Origin of the sequence: Natrinema sp. 74, from assembly GCF_046097095.1 — an archaeon.
In the GTDB taxonomy this organism is placed as follows: domain Archaea; phylum Halobacteriota; class Halobacteria; order Halobacteriales; family Natrialbaceae; genus Natrinema.
In genome coordinates, this window is sequence record NZ_CP175698.1 from 2,013,476 (window position 1) to 2,030,215 (window position 16,740).

The 16,740-nt window shown below is 62.1% G+C and carries 13 protein-coding genes, 3 tRNA genes and 3 rRNA genes; 12 read left to right on the plus strand and 7 right to left on the minus strand.

Features of this window, described 5'->3' with window-relative positions; all coding sequences use genetic code 11:
- The first annotated feature begins 801 nt into the window (after positions 1-801).
- From ACJ70B_RS09980 to ACJ70B_RS10000, 5 genes are all read left to right on the plus strand, one after another.
- Positions 802-2,276 (plus strand): 16S ribosomal RNA (locus ACJ70B_RS09980).
- Between the two features lie 135 nt (positions 2,277-2,411).
- Positions 2,412-2,483 (plus strand) — tRNA-Ala (locus ACJ70B_RS09985).
- Positions 2,484-2,713: 230 nt separating this feature from the next.
- Positions 2,714-5,634 (plus strand): 23S ribosomal RNA (locus ACJ70B_RS09990).
- A gap of 127 nt (positions 5,635-5,761) precedes the next feature.
- Positions 5,762-5,883 (plus strand): 5S ribosomal RNA (rrf, locus tag ACJ70B_RS09995).
- Together the 16S, 23S and 5S rRNA genes with 2 tRNA genes alongside form the textbook arrangement of a ribosomal RNA operon.
- 144 nt (positions 5,884-6,027) lie before the next feature.
- Positions 6,028-6,103: transfer RNA gene (locus tag ACJ70B_RS10000), tRNA-Cys, on the plus strand.
- Positions 6,104-6,354: 251 nt separating this feature from the next.
- On the opposite strand, the gene ACJ70B_RS10005 is transcribed toward ACJ70B_RS10000, so the two are convergent.
- The 3 genes from ACJ70B_RS10005 to ACJ70B_RS10015 all read right to left on the minus strand — a co-directional run bounded on the left by ACJ70B_RS10005 (position 6,355) and on the right by ACJ70B_RS10015 (position 7,381).
- Positions 6,355-6,428, minus strand: a tRNA-Lys gene (locus ACJ70B_RS10005).
- A gap of 60 nt (positions 6,429-6,488) precedes the next feature.
- Positions 6,489-7,184, minus strand: coding sequence for a hypothetical protein (locus tag ACJ70B_RS10010; protein ID WP_408956845.1), 696 nt, complete (start codon positions 7,182-7,184; stop codon positions 6,489-6,491).
- Positions 7,185-7,240: 56 nt separating this feature from the next.
- Positions 7,241-7,381, minus strand: coding sequence for a hypothetical protein (locus tag ACJ70B_RS10015; RefSeq protein ID WP_408956846.1), 141 nt, complete (start codon positions 7,379-7,381; stop codon positions 7,241-7,243).
- A gap of 847 nt (positions 7,382-8,228) precedes the next feature.
- Here ACJ70B_RS10015 and ACJ70B_RS10020 point away from each other — a divergent pair.
- The 7 genes from ACJ70B_RS10020 (at position 8,229) to ACJ70B_RS10050 (ending at position 11,650) form a co-directional block, all read left to right on the plus strand.
- Entirely contained in the window at positions 8,229-8,723 is a 495-nt protein-coding gene (locus tag ACJ70B_RS10020; protein WP_408956847.1) for a ferritin-like domain-containing protein, read from the plus strand.
- Positions 8,724-8,728: 5 nt separating this feature from the next.
- Positions 8,729-8,860 carry a hypothetical protein gene (locus ACJ70B_RS10025; protein ID WP_408956848.1) on the plus strand — a complete coding sequence of 44 codons (132 nt, stop codon included), beginning with the start codon at positions 8,729-8,731 and terminating at the stop codon, positions 8,858-8,860.
- Positions 8,861-8,975: 115 nt separating this feature from the next.
- Positions 8,976-9,443, plus strand: coding sequence for a ribosomal protein S18-alanine N-acetyltransferase (rimI, locus tag ACJ70B_RS10030; protein ID WP_408960100.1), 468 nt, complete (start codon positions 8,976-8,978; stop codon positions 9,441-9,443).
- Between the two features lie 43 nt (positions 9,444-9,486).
- Complete coding sequence (locus tag ACJ70B_RS10035) at positions 9,487-9,924, plus strand: DUF5810 domain-containing protein (RefSeq protein ID WP_408956849.1); 438 nt, start codon at positions 9,487-9,489, stop codon at positions 9,922-9,924.
- Between the two features lie 24 nt (positions 9,925-9,948).
- On the plus strand, positions 9,949-10,368 hold the full coding sequence (locus ACJ70B_RS10040) for a DUF5809 family protein (RefSeq protein WP_408956850.1): 420 nt from the start codon (positions 9,949-9,951) through the stop codon (positions 10,366-10,368).
- A gap of 233 nt (positions 10,369-10,601) precedes the next feature.
- A complete protein-coding gene (locus tag ACJ70B_RS10045) occupies positions 10,602-11,186 on the plus strand; it encodes an NUDIX hydrolase (protein ID WP_408956851.1) in 585 nt (194 codons plus the stop codon).
- Positions 11,187-11,275: 89 nt separating this feature from the next.
- Positions 11,276-11,650 (plus strand): rhodanese-like domain-containing protein, encoded by a 375-nt coding sequence (locus ACJ70B_RS10050; RefSeq protein ID WP_408956852.1) that lies wholly within the window; start codon positions 11,276-11,278, stop codon positions 11,648-11,650.
- 147 nt (positions 11,651-11,797) lie between these two features.
- Here the strand turns inward: ACJ70B_RS10050 and yciH are convergent, their stop codons facing one another.
- From yciH to ACJ70B_RS10070, 4 genes are all read right to left on the minus strand, one after another.
- Complete coding sequence (gene yciH / locus ACJ70B_RS10055) at positions 11,798-12,091, minus strand: stress response translation initiation inhibitor YciH (protein ID WP_006183677.1); 294 nt, start codon at positions 12,089-12,091, stop codon at positions 11,798-11,800.
- Between the two features lie 142 nt (positions 12,092-12,233).
- Positions 12,234-14,537, minus strand: a complete 2,304-nt coding sequence (locus tag ACJ70B_RS10060; protein WP_408956853.1) for a DUF3488 and transglutaminase-like domain-containing protein — start codon at positions 14,535-14,537, stop codon at positions 12,234-12,236.
- Positions 14,534-15,592 carry a DUF58 domain-containing protein gene (locus ACJ70B_RS10065; RefSeq protein ID WP_408956854.1) on the minus strand — a complete coding sequence of 353 codons (1,059 nt, stop codon included), beginning with the start codon at positions 15,590-15,592 and terminating at the stop codon, positions 14,534-14,536. Before ACJ70B_RS10065 ends, ACJ70B_RS10060 begins: the two co-directional genes overlap by 4 nt.
- Complete coding sequence (locus ACJ70B_RS10070; protein WP_408956855.1) at positions 15,589-16,569, minus strand: AAA family ATPase; 981 nt, start codon at positions 16,567-16,569, stop codon at positions 15,589-15,591. The genes ACJ70B_RS10065 and ACJ70B_RS10070 overlap by 4 nt, the downstream gene beginning before the upstream one ends.
- Positions 16,570-16,740 lie beyond the last annotated feature (171 nt).

The window sequence follows — 16,740 nt, forward strand, 5'->3', positions numbered from 1 at the left end:
GCGCGCGGGTATCATCCGGTCCGACCGTACCTTCGAGGGTGGGATGACTGGCCGACCTCCGCCCGCGTGACATTCTGTGTGATCGCTATCGCCGCTTGAGCGAGATAACTCCTTTATTAGTGTCATCTTCCACCTCTTTACGTGGAAAACCGTGCCATGGTATCGGGTTCCGATGACAGTCTGAGACGACGGCCTTATATAGTAACCCGGCATTCCATACTAATGCGAACGACGTGGCGCACGCCGCCACGTTCCCTCCGGCCGTTCTCCGGCACGGAGGTAGGCATTCCATCCACCCTTGGACACCCCGTCGGTTCATTCGACGGCCTTATCCGTATACGGGCATTTCGACGAAGATGTGTTGTGGTCGGCATCGCCGGCCGCCGCCATCCAACGCCCTTATACGTGCCTGGGCGTTCAGTTCGGATCACGAATCTCCGTGCCGGATGCGGTTTCCGGCGCGGAGATGATCCGACGCCCTTAAGTGTACGAGGGCATTCGGATGTAAACGCGACGAACGCGTGATCGACGGCTCGTTCAACTCGAGCCGTCATCTCGTGCTCGGACGGGTGGGTTCGAAGGGGTTATATACTCCCGATGGCCTACAAACACGTCCGAAGGAAATGAGGATCTCACCCCTGCGGTCCGCCGTACAGATGGGATCTGATGTTAGCCTTGGTAGTTCGGTGACGCCCGACCGGTCATCGCGACCGACTGCGTGTCACCGAACGTGGACCATAGCAAAGTGTGAGTGTGTACCTACATTCACCGCCAACCTCCCCGGCTCTGCCGGGGAAGAGCATTCCGGTTGATCCTGCCGGAGGTCATTGCTATTGGAGTCCGATTTAGCCATGCTAGTTGCACGAGCTTAGACTCGTAGCAGATAGCTCAGTAACACGTGGCCAAACTACCCTATGGATCCGAATAACCTCGGGAAACTGAGGCTAATTCGGAATACCGTTCACAGCCTGGAACTGGCGTGAACGCGAAACGCCCCGGCGCCATAGGATGTGGCTGCGGCCGATTAGGTAGACGGTGGGGTAACGGCCCACCGTGCCCATAATCGGTACGGGTTGTGAGAGCAAGAGCCCGGAGACGGAATCTGAGACAAGATTCCGGGCCCTACGGGGCGCAGCAGGCGCGAAACCTTTACACTGCACGCGAGTGCGATAAGGGGACTCCAAGTGCGAGGGCATATAGTCCTCGCTTTTCACGACCGTAAGGTGGTCGTAGAATAAGTGCTGGGCAAGACCGGTGCCAGCCGCCGCGGTAATACCGGCAGCACAAGTGATGACCGCTCTTATTGGGCCTAAAGCGTCCGTAGCTGGCCACGCAAGTCCACCGGGAAATCCGCGCGCTCAACGCGCGGGCGTCCGGTAGAAACTGCGTGGCTTGGGACCGGAAGATCCAGAGGGTACGTCCGGGGTAGGAGTGAAATCCCGTAATCCTGGACGGACCACCGGTGGCGAAAGCGCTCTGGAAAGACGGATCCGACGGTGAGGGACGAAAGCTCGGGTCACGAACCGGATTAGATACCCGGGTAGTCCGAGCTGTAAACGATGTCTGCTAGGTGTGGCACTGGCTACGAGCCAGTGCTGTGCCGTAGGGAAGCCGTGAAGCAGACCGCCTGGGAAGTACGTCCGCAAGGATGAAACTTAAAGGAATTGGCGGGGGAGCACTACAACCGGAGGAGCCTGCGGTTTAATTGGACTCAACGCCGGACATCTCACCAGCATCGACAATGTGCTGTGAAGGTCAGGTTGATGACCTTACTGGAGCCATTGAGAGGAGGTGCATGGCCGCCGTCAGCTCGTACCGTGAGGCGTCCTGTTAAGTCAGGCAACGAGCGAGACCCGCACTCCTAATTGCCAGCAACACCCTTGTGGTGGTTGGGTACATTAGGAGGACTGCCAGTGCCAAACTGGAGGAAGGAACGGGCAACGGTAGGTCAGTATGCCCCGAATGTGCTGGGCGACACGCGGGCTACAATGGCCAAGACAGTGGGATGCAACCCCGAAAGGGGACGCTAATCTCCGAAACTTGGTCGTAGTTCGGATTGAGGACTGAAACCCGTCCTCATGAAGCTGGATTCGGTAGTAATCGCCGTTCAGAAGACGGCGGTGAATACGTCCCTGCTCCTTGCACACACCGCCCGTCAAAGCACCCGAGTGGGGTCCGGATGAGGCCGGCGCAACGTCGGTCGAATCTGGGCTCCGCAAGGGGGCTTAAGTCGTAACAAGGTAGCCGTAGGGGAATCTGCGGCTGGATCACCTCCACAGACCGGGACTGGGGCGACGCCCCAGCCCACCACCGTCCACGTTCGGTCGACCGCACTCGTCCGACCGGCCGATCGGGCACCTTTGAACTACCAAGGCTAACACTTCACTCCCTGCCCGCCATCCGGCGGGCGTGGGCCCATAGCTCAGTGGTAGAGTGCCTCCTTTGCAAGGAGGATGCCCAGGGTTCGAATCCCTGTGGGTCCATCACTCGGAGGAAATCACGGATCGTGCCCCTTAAGTGGGTCAGGGTCCGAGGATTGAATCCGAACGAAAACCGATGCACCACCCCGTGCAAACGTGGGTGGGAAGGGTTAATGCACGCTTGGCAGTCTCCAAGCGCTGCAAATGAGACCGTGTGTACGTGTAGTCCAGGCGTCCACTGGACCCGTTCCCGGGTCACTACGTAGTTGCACCTCGTGCAACTGCCGATCCGATGAACGTGGCTACTGTGCCAGCTGGTGGATCGCTCGGCTTGAGAGCTGAAGAAGGACGTGCCAAGCTGCGATAAGCCTATGGGAGCCGCACGGAGGCGAAGAACATAGGATCTCCGAATGGGAATCCCCACCGCAATTGCTTCGCGCAATGGGGAACGTCGGGAATTGAAACATCTTAGTACCGACAGGAAAAGAAAGCAAACGCGATGTCGTTAGTATTGGCGAAAGAACGCGATACAGTCCAAACCGAAGCCTTCACGGGCAATGTGGTGTTCGGACTGACTCTCAGCAACAGAACGATTACGCGAAGTCTCCTGGAATGGAGCACGAAACAGGGTGATAGTCCCGTACCGTATCCAAGTACGTTGTGCGTCAGCTCCAGAGTAGCGGGGGTTGGATATCCCTCGTGAATCTCGCGGGCATCGACCGCGAAGACTAAACACTCCTCAAGACCGATAGCGAACAAGTAGCGTGAGCGAACGCTGAAAAGCACCCCACGAAGGGAGGTGCAATAGGGCGTGAAATCAGTTGGCGATTGAGCGACGGGGCTTACAAGGTCCTCTCCAAAACGACCGTAGCGCGAGCTACTAGTAGAACGGTGAGGAAGCCGAAGTTCCGTCGTACGTTTTGAAAAACGAACCAGGGAGTGTGCCTGTTTGACGAGTCTAACCCGATCATCGGGGAAGGCGTAGGGAAACCGACATGGCCGCAGTGCTTTGCATGAGGGCCGCCGTGTTCAAGCGCGGGGAGTCAAACGGGTACAACCCGAAACCGGACGATCTACGCAAGGGCAAGGTGAAGCGTGCCGAAAGGCACGTGGAGGCCTGTTAGAGTTGGTGTCCTACAATACCCTCTCGTGACCTTTGTGTAGGGGTGAAAGGCCCATCGAGTCCGGAAACAGCTGGTTCCAACCGAAAGATGTCGAAGCATCACCTCTGCCGAGGTAGTTCGTGAGGTAGAGCGACGGATTGGGGGACCGCACTCCGAGAGGAGTGCGCCCCCCTGTCCAACTCCAAACTTACGAACGCCGTTTGACGCAGGGAGTTCGGTGCGCGGGGTAAGCCTGTGTACCGTGAGGGAGACAACCCAGAGCTGGGTTAAGGTCCCCAAGTGTGGATTAAGTGCGATCGAAGGTGGTCTCAAGCCCTAGACAGCCGGGAGGTGAGCTTAGAAGCAGCTACCCTCTAAGAAAAGCGTAACAGCTTACCGGCCGAGGTTTGAGGCGCCCAAAATGATCGGGGCTCAAATCCACCACCGAGACCTAGCGGCATCCGTCAAAGGATGATCCTGTAGGTTGGCGTTCTGTTCGGATGGAAGCGCGGGCGAGAGCTCGTGTGGACCGTTCAGTAACGAAAATCCTGGTCATAGTAGCAGCGTTAGTCGGGTTAGAACCCCGACGGCCGAACGAGTAAGGGTTCCTCAGCAATGCTGATCAGCTGAGGGTTAGCCGGTCCTAAGTCTGCCCGTAAGTCGAAGCAGACAACAGGGAAATAGGTTAATATTCCTATGCCAGTGTGCACTCAAAGCCGACGCTTTGGGGCCGCCTCTACCGGGCTTTCGCCCGGTCGAACAGTCGAAGCTCGTGGAAGCCGTAATGGCACGAAGCGATCGAATGGCTGGATAGCGCAAGAGAGGTCAACCTAGAGCCCGTGAAAAGGCAAGCACACTGTCCGTACCGAGATCCGACACAGGTACTCGTGGCGGCGAAAGCCAAGGTCTGTCGGGAGTAACCGACGTTAGGGAATTCGGCAAGTTAGTCCCGTACGTTCGCAATAAGGGATGCCTGCCTCGCGAAGAGGCAGGTCGCAGTGACTCGGACGCTCCGACTGTCTAGTAACAACATAGGTGACCGCAAATCCGCAAGGACTCGTACGGTCACTGAATCCTGCCCAGTGCAGGTATCTGAACACCCCGTACAAGGGGACGAAGGACCTGTTAACGGCGGGGGTAACTATGACCCTCTTAAGGTAGCGTAGTACCTTGCCGCTTCAGTAGCGGCTTGCATGAATGGATCAACGAGAGCGTCACTGTCCCAACGTTGGGCCCGGTGAACTGTACGTTCCAGTGCGGAGTCTGGAGACCCCCAAGGGGAAGCGAAGACCCTATAGAGCTTTACTGCAGGCTGTCACTGAGACGTGGTCGCCATTGTGCAGCATAGGTAGGAGCCGTTACACAGGTACCCGCGCTAGCGGGCCACCGAGGCAGCATTGAAATACTACCCGATGGTGACTGCGACTCTCACTCCTGGCGGAGGACACTGGTAGCCGGGCAGTTTGACTGGGGCGGTACGCGCCTGAAAAGATATCGGGCGCGCCCCAAGATTTCCTCACCCGTGTCGGAGACGCGGGAAAGAGCGCAAGAGCATAAGGAAGTCTGACAGTGTCCGGCACAACGACGGACGCTGACGCGAAAGCGTGGTCTAGCGAACCAATCAGCCTGCTTGATGCGGGCGATTGCTGACAGAAAAGCTACCTTAGGGATAACAGAGTCGTCACTCGCAAGAGCACATATCGACCGAGTGGCTTGCTACCTCGATGTCGGTTCCCTCCATCCTGCCCGTGCAGAAGCGGGCAAGGGTGAGGTTGTTCGCCTATTAAAGGAGGTCGTGAGCTGGGTTTAGACCGTCGTGAGACAGGTCGGCTGCTATCTATTGGGGGTGTAACGGTATCTGACGGGAACGTTCGTATAGTACGAGAGGAACTACGAATGGGTGCCACTGGTGTACCAGCTGTTCGAGAGAGCACGTGCTGGGCAGCCACGCACCACGGGGTAAGAGCTGAACGCATCTAAGCTCGAAACCCACCTGAAAAAGAGATACCATCGAGATCACTCGTAGAAGACGAGTTCAATAGACTCGGGGTGTACGCGCCAAGGCAACGAGGCGTTGAGCCCGCGAGCACTAACCGATCGAGCCACACACTCATACACTACATCGCATTGGATCCGTGACGCGAGAACGGGTCCGGACGCAAACTGGACTACACATACACTACGGTCAACACACCACCGATATTGGCATGATCGCGGTTCGATTCCGTGAATCGGCGTTAAGGCGGCCATAGCGGCAGGGTTCCTCCCGTACCCATCCCGAACACGGAAGATAAGCCTGTCTGCGTTACGGCCAGTACTGGAGTGCGCGAGCCTCTGGGAACCCCGTTTCGCCGCCATCCACTCATACTTCATTCCACATTACCCCCATAGCACCGCTGCCCGGTGTTATGGGGGTTTTCTGCATTTATTGGCAGTGTAAGAGCCCACCATAGACCGTGTCGTACCGCTATGCTTAAACGACCGCAGTCATAACGATAGAACGCGCCAAGGTGGCAGAGTCCGGCCGAACGCAGCGGCCTGCAGAGCCGCCCACCGCCGGTTCAAATCCGGCCCTTGGCTTCCTCACACTCCTATTCGTCGAGTCGCAACGTTCGCGGTTGCTTTAGCGAACAAAACGAAAAGCGTCGATATCTAGAACCGAGTGTCCGAAGTTCAGCTGGTCCAGTCGTCGAACATCGTTCGATCGGCCTTACTGACCGAATCGAGCACGTAATTTTCGAACATTGCTGTTCACACAGTCACGTCGTATACTGCGGTCAGCTATCGCTTTTCCGCTGATATTAATTCGTAAATGGTTCGTCAAGAGAAAGCGGGCCGGGCGCGATTTGAACACGCGACCGTCTGGTTAAAAGCCAGACGCTCTGCCAAACTGAGCTACCGGCCCTGTAGTTACCCTTTTCGGCGAGTGGCGGTTAAACGTTTCTTTCTCCGCTGCCGCACTAGCTCATTCGAAGTACTGCTCGAGGGCGTCGGCGATAATTAGACCAGGATCGACGCCTTCGATGGATGCGCGCCGCCGCAGGTCGCGGTAGGTATCCGGCGAGAGAGTGACCTCGAGCCGGCCGAGGGTGATGTCGTGGTCTGCGAGGGCTTGATCGAGGGGGATGTCGTCGTTGATAGCGCTAGCGACGCTACGGACCTCGCGAACGGTGAGATCGCCGTCAAGGGTAGCCCATGCGAGGAGGAGTCGGGCTTCGCCGGCGACGCGGGCGATATGCTTGGCAGCGGTCGGCGCGATTTGGCCGAGTGCGACTTGTTTGCGAACCGATCGCGGGAGGTCATGGACGCGGGCCCATTTTCGAATGAACGAGACAGTGGCCTCTCCGCCGGCGCGTTCTGCGGCGGCTTTGTAGGAGCCTTCACCGCGGACAAGGGCTGCACAGGCGGCCGCACCGCGGAGCATGTAGAGGTGGTCGTCGCCGCTTTTACCGCCGGCGAACTGTCGGACGGTTTCGGCGGCGTCGGCGAGGCTGTCTGGGTCGTCGGGATCGAACTGGACGGCCTCGCGAGCGCGAGTTCCGGCGACCGATTCGTCGCCCCGGATCACAGGTGCGCCGACGGGAGATTCGCGGTCCGTCGGGATCGATCGACCGTTCTCGCCGCGGCGGTTCGAACGATCGCCGGGCCGGTTATCGGTCATGAATATCAGTAGGAGGCTCGCCGTAAAAAGACCGTTGCCGAGACGAAATAGATGTATTACTCCTCTCGTTTCTCGGCGAGGTGTTCCCAGATCTCCGTACAGCCGGCCCCTTCTTCGATATCGTCGAGGTGGGCGTCGTCACGCTCCTCCGCTTCCTGCTCGACCGGCTCCGGCTTACATTCGGCTGCATCTGTCATGGACACCGTTTCGGACCCGATCGCCATAAGTACCGCTTCGGCTGCAAGCGATACCCGTGTTCAGTCTTAGCAGAGTATTATGCCGCTATCGCTGACGGAAATCCATTGTAGCCGCCGTATCCTGTGTGTGGGTAACACACTGTTGTGCATCGAACTCAAGTGCGTCACGTGACTACCGCCAGTGGGGTAGCCAAATGGGTTGAGTGTTATTTTCAGCAAGTTTTCGGTCCATTCGTTCGAACGGATGAACGACGGCACGTACCGCGCAGGGCTCTCAGCATCTGGTAGCACCATCATACGAAGAGCGAGAGTGCATTTCGATAAGATCCGCATCGAATTGAATCAGTCGACTGTCGTAAACTTGGATACCAGTTGGTGTGCTTGATGGGTTCCATTGGCCGGTACCGAAACACGGCTGATGGGTCCGAGACCGATGCAGCAATAATTGCCGGGAAAGCGTGCGCTCGGAGCTGATCGCGTGGTCACGAATCCACCGGTCATCGGCCCGGTCTCGAGGAACGTTCGATGATAGTCGTGTCGTTCGGGACAACTGGCGGCAGAAGCAATCGTACCGCGAGACTCGAGATAGCATGTCCGATCGATGACGAGCAAGCACCACTGCTGGATCACGTCGACCGGAGAGAAGAACGCTATCTGTGGCGTTCGAACGGAAGTCGGTCGCCGTCGTGAACGCGACTACCAATCGCAAGGAACCTGACAGCGTTCGCCTCCGGCTCGAACTAGACGACCTCTCGGCGGAGTAACGGTCTCGGCGGCCGTGCCAGCGCCTGCCGTCGCAGGCTCGTGGCTTTTTCGCTCGGCAGGTGAACGACCGACTGGTCACACCATGAGCATGGACACTATTCAGGACCTGTTCGAGCACGGCCTCGAGGATATTTACCACGCGGAGCATCAGCTACTCGACGCGCTCGAGGAACTCGAGCGAAATACCGATCGCGAGGAGATCTCTCAGGCGTTCGCGGAGCACCGCGAGGAGACGCAGGACCAGATCGACCGGCTAGAGGAGGTCTTCGACGAGTTCGGCGAACCGCCGGAAAAAGAGGAATGCGAAGGGATCGAAGGACTCCTTGAGGAGTACGAGGAGTTCACGTCGATGGATCCATCCCAGGAGGTAATGGATTACCACAATATGGCGGCCGCCGAGAAGACTGAGCATTACGAAATCGCCGCCTACGGGAACCTAATTCCGCTCGCCGATCAACTCGGGATGGACGAGGCCGCCGACCGTCTCGAGCAGAACCTCCGTGAAGAACAGGACGCCCTTGACAAGCTGAAGGGGCTGACCGAAGATTTCGAGATCGACGCAATCCCGGCCGAGTGATTTGCATGGCCGACGATTCGGAGACTGAGGACGACCAGACGCAGTATGGCGGAACGCAAGATGAAGAGCCGACGACAGACGTCGACGAGAACGGCGACGAGGAGAGTGACGCCGAGGAGAGCGATGTCGACGAGTGAGACGTGACGTGCGGGCTGCATTCACCGATCGAGTCGACATCACTGCCCGCTCGCGAGGGTGGCTGCCGGGACGGTACGGCTTTTATCGCTCGGTGCATTACCCCCTCGTGTGACGATGCGCGCTTACGAGGACGGCGACGAGGTGTCGATCAGGCCCGCAGAGCGTGCGGATCTCCTCGCGGTCGTTCGCATCGAGAACGACTCTTTCTCTCAGCCCTGGCCGTACGACGCTTTTGAGCGGTTTCTCGGCAATCCGGGGTTCCTCGTCGCCCAGATCGACGGCGAGATCGCGGGGTACATCATCGCCGACGTCACCCAGCAGATCGGCCGCTCGCTCGGCCACGTCAAGGACATTGCCGTCCACGCGGACCACCGCGGCGCGGGCATCGGCTCTGCGCTTCTCTCGCGTTCGCTTGGCGTCCTCGCCGCCCGCGGTGCCGAGACGGTCAAACTCGAGGTCCGGCGGTCGAACGACGGGGCGAAACGGCTCTACCGCGAGTTCGGCTTCGAACCGCTCCGGCGGGTACCCGGTTACTACGGCGACGGCGAGGACGCGATCGTGATGATTCGGAAACTCGGGTAGGCGCTGGCGGGACGCTTTACCGGCTGGACCCGTACGCTCACCTATGGGATATACCTGTCCGGTCTGTGACGCCGAAGAGGCTGATGCGGTTCATCTCGCGAACCATCTCGCGATCACCGCTTCGCTCGGACGCGAGGACCACCGCATGTGGCTTGAGGAGCACGCGCCCGACTGGAGCGACTGCAGTCCCGAGGAACTCGGCGAAATCGTCAGCGCACACGCAGACGAAATCGAGACACCGGATTTCGACACAGCCGGCCACCACCATGGCCACGAGCCAGGTCGTCCTGATTCGCTCGAGGGGGGAATCGCCCGCCAGAGCCGCCGACCGGGTCGCGGCTCGATGACCGCCGAGACCGAGGAGGTGCTCCAGGAAGCCGCTGAACTGACCCGAGAGATGCAGGGCGCAAGCGAGGCCGACGCGGACGAGGGTTCAGAATCTGACGGCGACGGCGACGCCGAGACGAACGAAAACGCGTAACTGTCCGTCGGTCGATCGGTCGGTATGCACACGGTTGGAACGCTCTCGCCGTCGTCGACCGAGGCGGCACGCGAGCGCTACGAGGAGGTCGGCCCCGCGGCGCAGACGGTCGTCCGCGAAGTCGCGAAGGCCATGGCGTTCGACCGCGCAGAGTACGACGAGCGGGTCACCGGAGACGTCGTCGAAACCGCTCGAGACGCGCTCTTCGCGGGCTTGCTCGAGGTCCACGTCGGGGATCGCGAGGAGTTCGAGGAGTGGTGTGAGTCCGTCGACGCCGAGGTGACGACGGTGGGAAGCGAGAACGTCGACCGCGTTGTCTGGCATGCCGGTCCTGACGGCGAGGCCGTCGCGGCGACGTTTCAAAACGAGGAAGATGCGGCGATCGCGACGCTCCGCCGACAGGTGTTCGGACGGCTGTACCGACCCCTCGTCGACCAGTCGTAACTCCCTCGAACGAGGCGGTCGGTAGGCCGATACCCCTCGCCCGATCGGTTCTGCCACTACGGTCGTGACGGCTCGCCGACGCCGACGAGTTCCGTGGGTCGATTCGTTGCCGGCCGTCGCTCTCGGGAGTCGCGGTATCGAACCGCCGATCGATCACGCCCGAGCGCACGTTCACGTTCGCTGCAAGGGGCCGAAACGTCACCTATTACCCGCTCGCGGATGCAGCGTTCGTCATGACAGTCTCCGACGAGTGGACGCTCCTCGAAGAGCGGACCGAGTACGAGACCGGCTGGTACGACGGCGGGTACGACTTGCTCGAACAGCCCGACGGGAGCGAGAAACGCTACTACTGGGCCGACTTGCCGCCGGCCGTCGTCGTCGTCGCGCGGATCGATGCCGACGTCCTCGAGGAGACCGACGGCGATGCCGAGTCCGCGGACGGCGACCGCCTCCTGTTCGTCGAGCAGTACCGTCCGACGATCCGCGAGACGCATCTCGAGCTCCCCGCGGGAATCGTTGAGGACGGCGAGTCCTACACGCAGGCTGCGGCCCGCGAACTCGAGGAGGAGACCGGCTTTCGACCGACGAGCACCGCGCTCCTCGAAGCGTACGCCGTCGCGACGGGCGTCCTGCGCCACGACCGCGCCATCGTCTACGCCGAGGGGCTCGAGCTCGGAGAGCGCGAACTCGACACCAACGAGTTCCTCGAGGTGACGACGGTGCCGGTCGACGCGGCGCTCGAGCAGGTACGCGAGGGACCGACGAACGACGCAACGCTGTCGGGGCTGTTGCTGGCGAAAGAAGACGGCCTCTTGTAGTCCCGGTGGAAACCGAACCGGGCTCTGCTCCCACGGCTGTCGCGTCCCGACCCGTACCCTTATTCGGCCCGCCGCCTAACGCGCCGGTGATGGACGGCGAAATCTCAACCGACGAGGTCAACGAACTCCTCGAGGACGACGCCGACGTTCGCATCGTCGACATTCGGGACGAGCGCAACTTCGCGCACAGCCACATTCCCGGCAGCGAGAACATTCCCTTCCACGAACTCACGAACCGAGTCGACGAACTCGATGATGCCGACCGCATCGTCACCGTCTGTCCCCACGGCAAAGCGAGCGTTCAGGCTGCACAGCTTATCGGCTCCTACGAAGGGACCGCGGACGCCCGCGTCGAGAGCATGGACGGCGGCCTCGAGAAATACGGCATGAAATTCGGACTGGTTCGCGACGACGGGGACGAGTCGGCGGGCGGCGAATCGGCCGAGCGCGAGTCGCCGTTCTGATTGCGGATCGGCCACCGTTCTCGTGTGCTGTCGGTTCGTATACCTGTGTGAACGTTAGCGACGCGACTAGTTGGCAGTGGCATCGAAAAAGCGGTGGTCGAGCGGCTCGGTCGCGGGTTCGGAAGTCGTCTCAGAGCATCGCGGGCATTAGGCGACGTTGAAGCCGCGGTCCCGAAGGAACTCCTCGATGCGGCCGGTGTGGTTGCCTTGGAGTTCGATCTGGTCGTCCTCGACGGTGCCACCACAGGCGAACTTGGACTTGAGATCCGACGAGAGACTGTCGAGATCGACGTCCTTCGGATCGAATCCTTCGACGATCGTTACCTCTTTACCGTATCTGCGCTCGTCAATGCGGATGTTGAGTTGCTGTTGGCCCTTGGCCACGTCCTCGCAGACGCAGAGTTCCTGGGGCAGCCCGCACGTCGAGCAGACTTCCGACATTACGTTCGTAGCTATGAAACGGGCATATTAAACACTATCGGGACCCGCATGCCCTCGCGCGGTTCTTTTTAAGTAAATCGGAAGTGTACCGACTGGCGAACGGTAGCGTCCGCGCTCACGTCCTGCAACTCCGCGGAGTCGGCTACGACTTCCGCTGGCGACCGAATAGCGGAAGGTACTCTCTGGCGAGATCGTCGACGACCGCGATCGCCTCGTCGGCCGCTGTCCGGTCGACGCCGTCGCCGTAAATCGCCCGTTCGTAGCATTCGAGGACTCGTTCGGTTCGCGGATCGAGCGGCTCACCGTCGTCCTCGTCGGCCGTCTCCGAGAGCGCCGCCAGATACGCACGCGCCGACTCCGAGCGACGCCGCGGCCGGAACTGGCGTGCTAGGAGTCGCTCGAGCCGACGGAAGGCGCGCTCGGCGTCTCGGTCGGGATCGCCGCGGGAGCCGTGCCAGTAGATGCCGATTTCGCGACGAGCGCGCCCGGTCGCACCGGTTCGGCGCGCGGCGGCGGCGAGACCGACGAGCAAGACGAGCCCGAGCGCGGCCGTTTCGCGCGTGATCGTGACGAACCCGGGGACCCACGCACTGCGATCGTCGCCATTGCGCTCGCCCGGTCCGCCGAGGTCCGACGTGGAGACGTTCGGATCGGTCGTCTGGTTCCCCGATTGCGGCGTTTCGTTCGGTGTTCCGGGGTTCGACGGGCTCTCGTTTGGCGCACTTGGGTCTGTCACGGGAGTGTCGTTGGGTACCGCGTCGCGTTCATCGCGAATCGGATCGTCTTCGCTTTCTTCGATGTCGGCCGCCTCGTTGCCGTTCATGCGGGCTTGCTGGAGGCGATCCGTGTGAACCGCGTTGCGCGACTCGCCGGGCGTCGGATCGAACCGCACCCAACCGTGGTCGGGGAAGTAGACCTCGACCCAGGCGTGAGCGTCGAGCCCGCGGACGAGATATTTGTCGTCGTCGATCTGCTGGCCGCTCGTGTAGCCGGTGACGTAGCGGGCCGGGATCCCCTCTTCGCGGAGCATCTGGGTCATCGTCGTCGCGAAGTAGACGCAGTAGCCGGCGTCCATCTCGAGCAAGAACCCCTCGGCGACGTTGCCGGGTGGCTGTGAGACGTCCAGCGAGTACGTTTTCGTCGACTCGAGGTGGTCTTCGATCGCGACCGCGGCCTCGTAGGGTGTGGTAGCGCCGGCCGTGATCTCGGCGGTGCGCCGGCGGAACGCGCTCGAGGTTCCCTCCGGCGTCTGGAGGTAGCGGTCGGTGATCTCGTCGGGGTAGTCGGTTCCAGCGGCCCGGAGCTCGCTCGGAGCGGGATCGATGACCGCGCTCTCGACGGTGTAGCTATCTCCCTTCTCGAGTGGCACGTCCGGCCGCGGTTGGCCGTGGGTAGAGAGCAAGGCCCGCCTAGCGGCGTCGTCACCGAGTGCCAGCGGCTGTGGCGCGACGGGCATGATACCCAGTTTCGTCTGGGCGGTGACGGTGTATTCGACGGTCTCGTAGTCACCGGGCGGGGCGTCCATCCGACCGTCGTACCGGCTGCTCTGTCCGGTCCGGATCCATTCGTCCCCGGTGAACCGATCGTAGACGCCGGTTCGCCAGTACGATGGCGTCTCGGATTCGACCGTAAATCGAACCTCCGGCGAGAGGTCGACCTGGCCGCTGATCCCCGACCGCTGGGGCGCGGTGTCAAGCGTCGCTTCGAGCGTGCCGTCTTCGCCCTGAACGAGGTGGGTCGGTCCGGCCGGCTCCCCGGGGACGGCCGTGACGGTCAGCGAGAGGACGATGGCCAGCGCGAAGACGGCGGCTAGTAGGTCCGCCTGTGCGATCGAGCCGCCCCGGTTCTCGAGGTCGCCGAACGCGACGGCCCCGATGCCGGCGAGGGTGCCGGCTAACGTGACGAGCATGCCGGCATCGCCGGTCAGGACGAGAAAGCCAAGCGCCCCGCCACCCAGGAGGGCGCTCGAGCCGTAGCGGCCACGGAGGGCGAGATACCACGAGAGGAAGACGGGAGTCGGTGCAAATCCGAGCGTCCAGACGCCGGCCTGAACCATTCGGAGCAGCGGCAGACCGGTCGCGAGCGCGACGGTGTCGGAGACGATGGCGTCCATCGACGTGAGGACGACTCCGAGTTCGACGCCGGCAGACGTGAGGTAGTAGGCGAATCCGGCCACGGTGGCGGACAGCGCGATGGCTATGGCGGTCCGCGGGCGAACCGCTCGCGCGACCGCCGTCGCCCCGAGGAGCATCCCACCGACGATCACGAGTAGCGCTGTGCTCCCGCCGACGATCCTGGTCACCTCGTAGAGGACGCTCACGTACGAAGCCGTCAGGACGAGTATGCAACCGAGCGCCAGTCGGCGGAGGGCGTCGCCCTCGAGGGAGCCGTCCGCGTCGACCGCGATCGTTCGCTCGCCGGCGTCCCTTGCCGAGTCAGCGCTCACGCGTGCACCTCCGTCCCACCCTCGGCGTCGCGATCAGGTCCGTTTCGATGCGTCTCGGGCTCGCCGTTCAGGCCGCCACGGAGTCGGTCGAAGGGGAGCTCGCGGCCGTCGACGGCGATCGTCGTTCCGTCCGCGTCGGTTCGAACCAGCACGTCCGCGTCCCGACGGGTGTGCTCCGGAAGCGAGCCGAATTCGGCGACGGCGAGCAGCCCCAGAAGGTCGCGGTGGTGTGATCGCCCCGACCCCGGCGGGTACGTTCCGTCGGGAACGGCGACCCCGACTGTCGCGCCCACCTCGAGCAGGGCGGTCACGACGCTGGCGGCGGCCGATGCCATCTCGTCGTCGCGGTCGGTGACGCACTCGGCGGCGACCGTGACGTCCCCGGCGTCGGCTTCGTCGTCGTACTCTACGACGGTCAGTTCGTCATCGGGGCGCTTGGCCGCGCTCTTCCAGTGGACGTCGCGTAGGGCGTCACCGCGGCGATACTCTCGGAGGTGGTCGAACTCCTCGGTGTCGCGCCGATCCGCGACGCCGGTCAGCGTCCGGAGATCGGCTGTGGGACCGCGACTCAGATCGCGAACGCGCGGATAGACGAGGACGGCCGTCGGTTCCTCGTACTCGAAGCGCCGTTCGACGAGCCCGAGCACGTCGCTGACCGTGATCGATAGGGGGCCGATACGGCGCTCGCCTCGCTCCTCGAGTCGCACGTCGTACGCGAACGTCTCCTCGCCCTCCAGGGTGGTCTCGGTGACTGGCTCCTCGGCCGCCGAGAGTCCGTCGTCGACCGTATCGCGAACGGCCGCGGCGACGGTCCCGTCGCTTTCGATCGTGACCTCAATCCGCCGCCGTTCGCCGATGAATCCCTCGCGGACGGGACGGCGGTCGATCCGCGGCCGGTCGGCCCGGCCGACAGCGAGGAGGCCGGCGAGCAAGACGACGGCGAGCGGGACGACGACGGCGTTCAACGCCCGCGGACCGGCCCACCAGCTCATCGCGACGGCGGCGGCGATCACGCCGACGGCGGTCCAGCCGCGAAGCGTGAGTCGCGCGTTCATTCGACGGGCACGCGCTCGAGGGCGTCCTCGACGACCGCCGCGCCGTCCCGATCGTGCCCGGCCGTCTTGATTCGGTGGCTCAGCACGACGGGCGCTTCGATCTGAAGGTCGTCTGGGATCACGTACTCGCGGCCGTCGGTGACGGCGCGGGCCTGTGCGGCCCGTAGCAGCGAGATCGTCCCGCGGGGGCTGACGCCGATGTGGGCGTTCTCGCGGGTGTAGGCCGCCAGTCGCGTCGCGTACTGTCGGACCGGCTCTGCGACCTGAACCGTCGAGACGGTCTCGCGGGCGGCAACGAGCGTCTCGCGGTCGGTCACCGCCTCGAGTGACTCGATGGGGTGGTCGCCGACCGTCCGGCCGAGCAGTTCGGCCTCCTCGTCGGGGTCGGGATAGCCCAGATGGAGCTTTTTCATGAACCGGTCGACCTCGGCGAAGGGCAGCTCGTAGGTCTGGTTCGGTTCGACTGCGTTCTGTGTCGCGATGACGGTAAACGGCGTGGGGAGTTCGCGCGTCGTCCCGTCGACGGTGACCTGGCCTTCCTCCATGGCCTCGAGCAGCGCGGCTTGGGTTTTCGGCGGCGCGCGGTTGATCTCGTCGCCTAGCACGATGTTGCCGAAGACCGGCCCGGACTGGAACTCGAATTCGCGGGTCTTCTGGTTGAAGACGTTGACGCCGGTGACGTCGGTCGGGAGCAGGTCTGGCGTAAACTGGACGCGGCTGAACGTGCAGTCGACGGATCTGGCGATCGAGCGCGCGAGCATGGTCTTACCGACGCCGGGTACGTCGTCTAAGAGGACGTGACCGCGTCCGAGGACGGCGGTGATGACGTGTTCAATGACGTCTTCGTGACCGACGATCACGCGCGAGACGTTCGCCTCGATGTCGGCACAGAGCTGCTCGACCGCGGCTATCTGGAGGGCATCGCCGTCGGGCGTCGAATTGACATCTGCGTCTGCTGTCGGGTTGGCGTTAGTCATACTCTCGAAGGTATCGGCGGGGGCGCAGACTTCTCAGTCGTACGAGGATATCAGTCGCTGTGGACCATATGTTTTGTGTCATACATAACATCTATTCTGCGATCGATACATCGCAGTCCCCTCCCGATCGACGGTCGTACGCGAGTCACTCCCGCGTCATACTCGAGTGCC

Bases quoted from the DNA above. Each gene is read 5' to 3' on its own strand.
- ACJ70B_RS10010 (WP_408956845.1), bottom strand. From the start codon at position 7,184: ATGACCGATAACCGGCCCGGCGATCGTTCGAACCGCCGCGGCGAGAAC.
- ACJ70B_RS10015 (WP_408956846.1), bottom strand. From the start codon at position 7,381: ATGACAGATGCAGCCGAATGTAAGCCGGAGCCGGTCGAGCAGGAAGCG.
- ACJ70B_RS10020 (WP_408956847.1), top strand. From the start codon at position 8,229: ATGAGCATGGACACTATTCAGGACCTGTTCGAGCACGGCCTCGAGGAT.
- ACJ70B_RS10025 (WP_408956848.1), top strand. From the start codon at position 8,729: ATGGCCGACGATTCGGAGACTGAGGACGACCAGACGCAGTATGGCGGA.
- rimI (WP_408960100.1), top strand. From the start codon at position 8,976: ATGCGCGCTTACGAGGACGGCGACGAGGTGTCGATCAGGCCCGCAGAG.
- ACJ70B_RS10035 (WP_408956849.1), top strand. From the start codon at position 9,487: ATGGGATATACCTGTCCGGTCTGTGACGCCGAAGAGGCTGATGCGGTT.
- ACJ70B_RS10040 (WP_408956850.1), top strand. From the start codon at position 9,949: ATGCACACGGTTGGAACGCTCTCGCCGTCGTCGACCGAGGCGGCACGC.
- ACJ70B_RS10045 (WP_408956851.1), top strand. From the start codon at position 10,602: ATGACAGTCTCCGACGAGTGGACGCTCCTCGAAGAGCGGACCGAGTAC.
- ACJ70B_RS10050 (WP_408956852.1), top strand. From the start codon at position 11,276: ATGGACGGCGAAATCTCAACCGACGAGGTCAACGAACTCCTCGAGGAC.
- yciH (WP_006183677.1), bottom strand. From the start codon at position 12,091: ATGTCGGAAGTCTGCTCGACGTGCGGGCTGCCCCAGGAACTCTGCGTC.
- ACJ70B_RS10065 (WP_408956854.1), bottom strand. From the start codon at position 15,592: ATGAACGCGCGACTCACGCTTCGCGGCTGGACCGCCGTCGGCGTGATC.
- ACJ70B_RS10070 (WP_408956855.1), bottom strand. From the start codon at position 16,569: ATGACTAACGCCAACCCGACAGCAGACGCAGATGTCAATTCGACGCCC.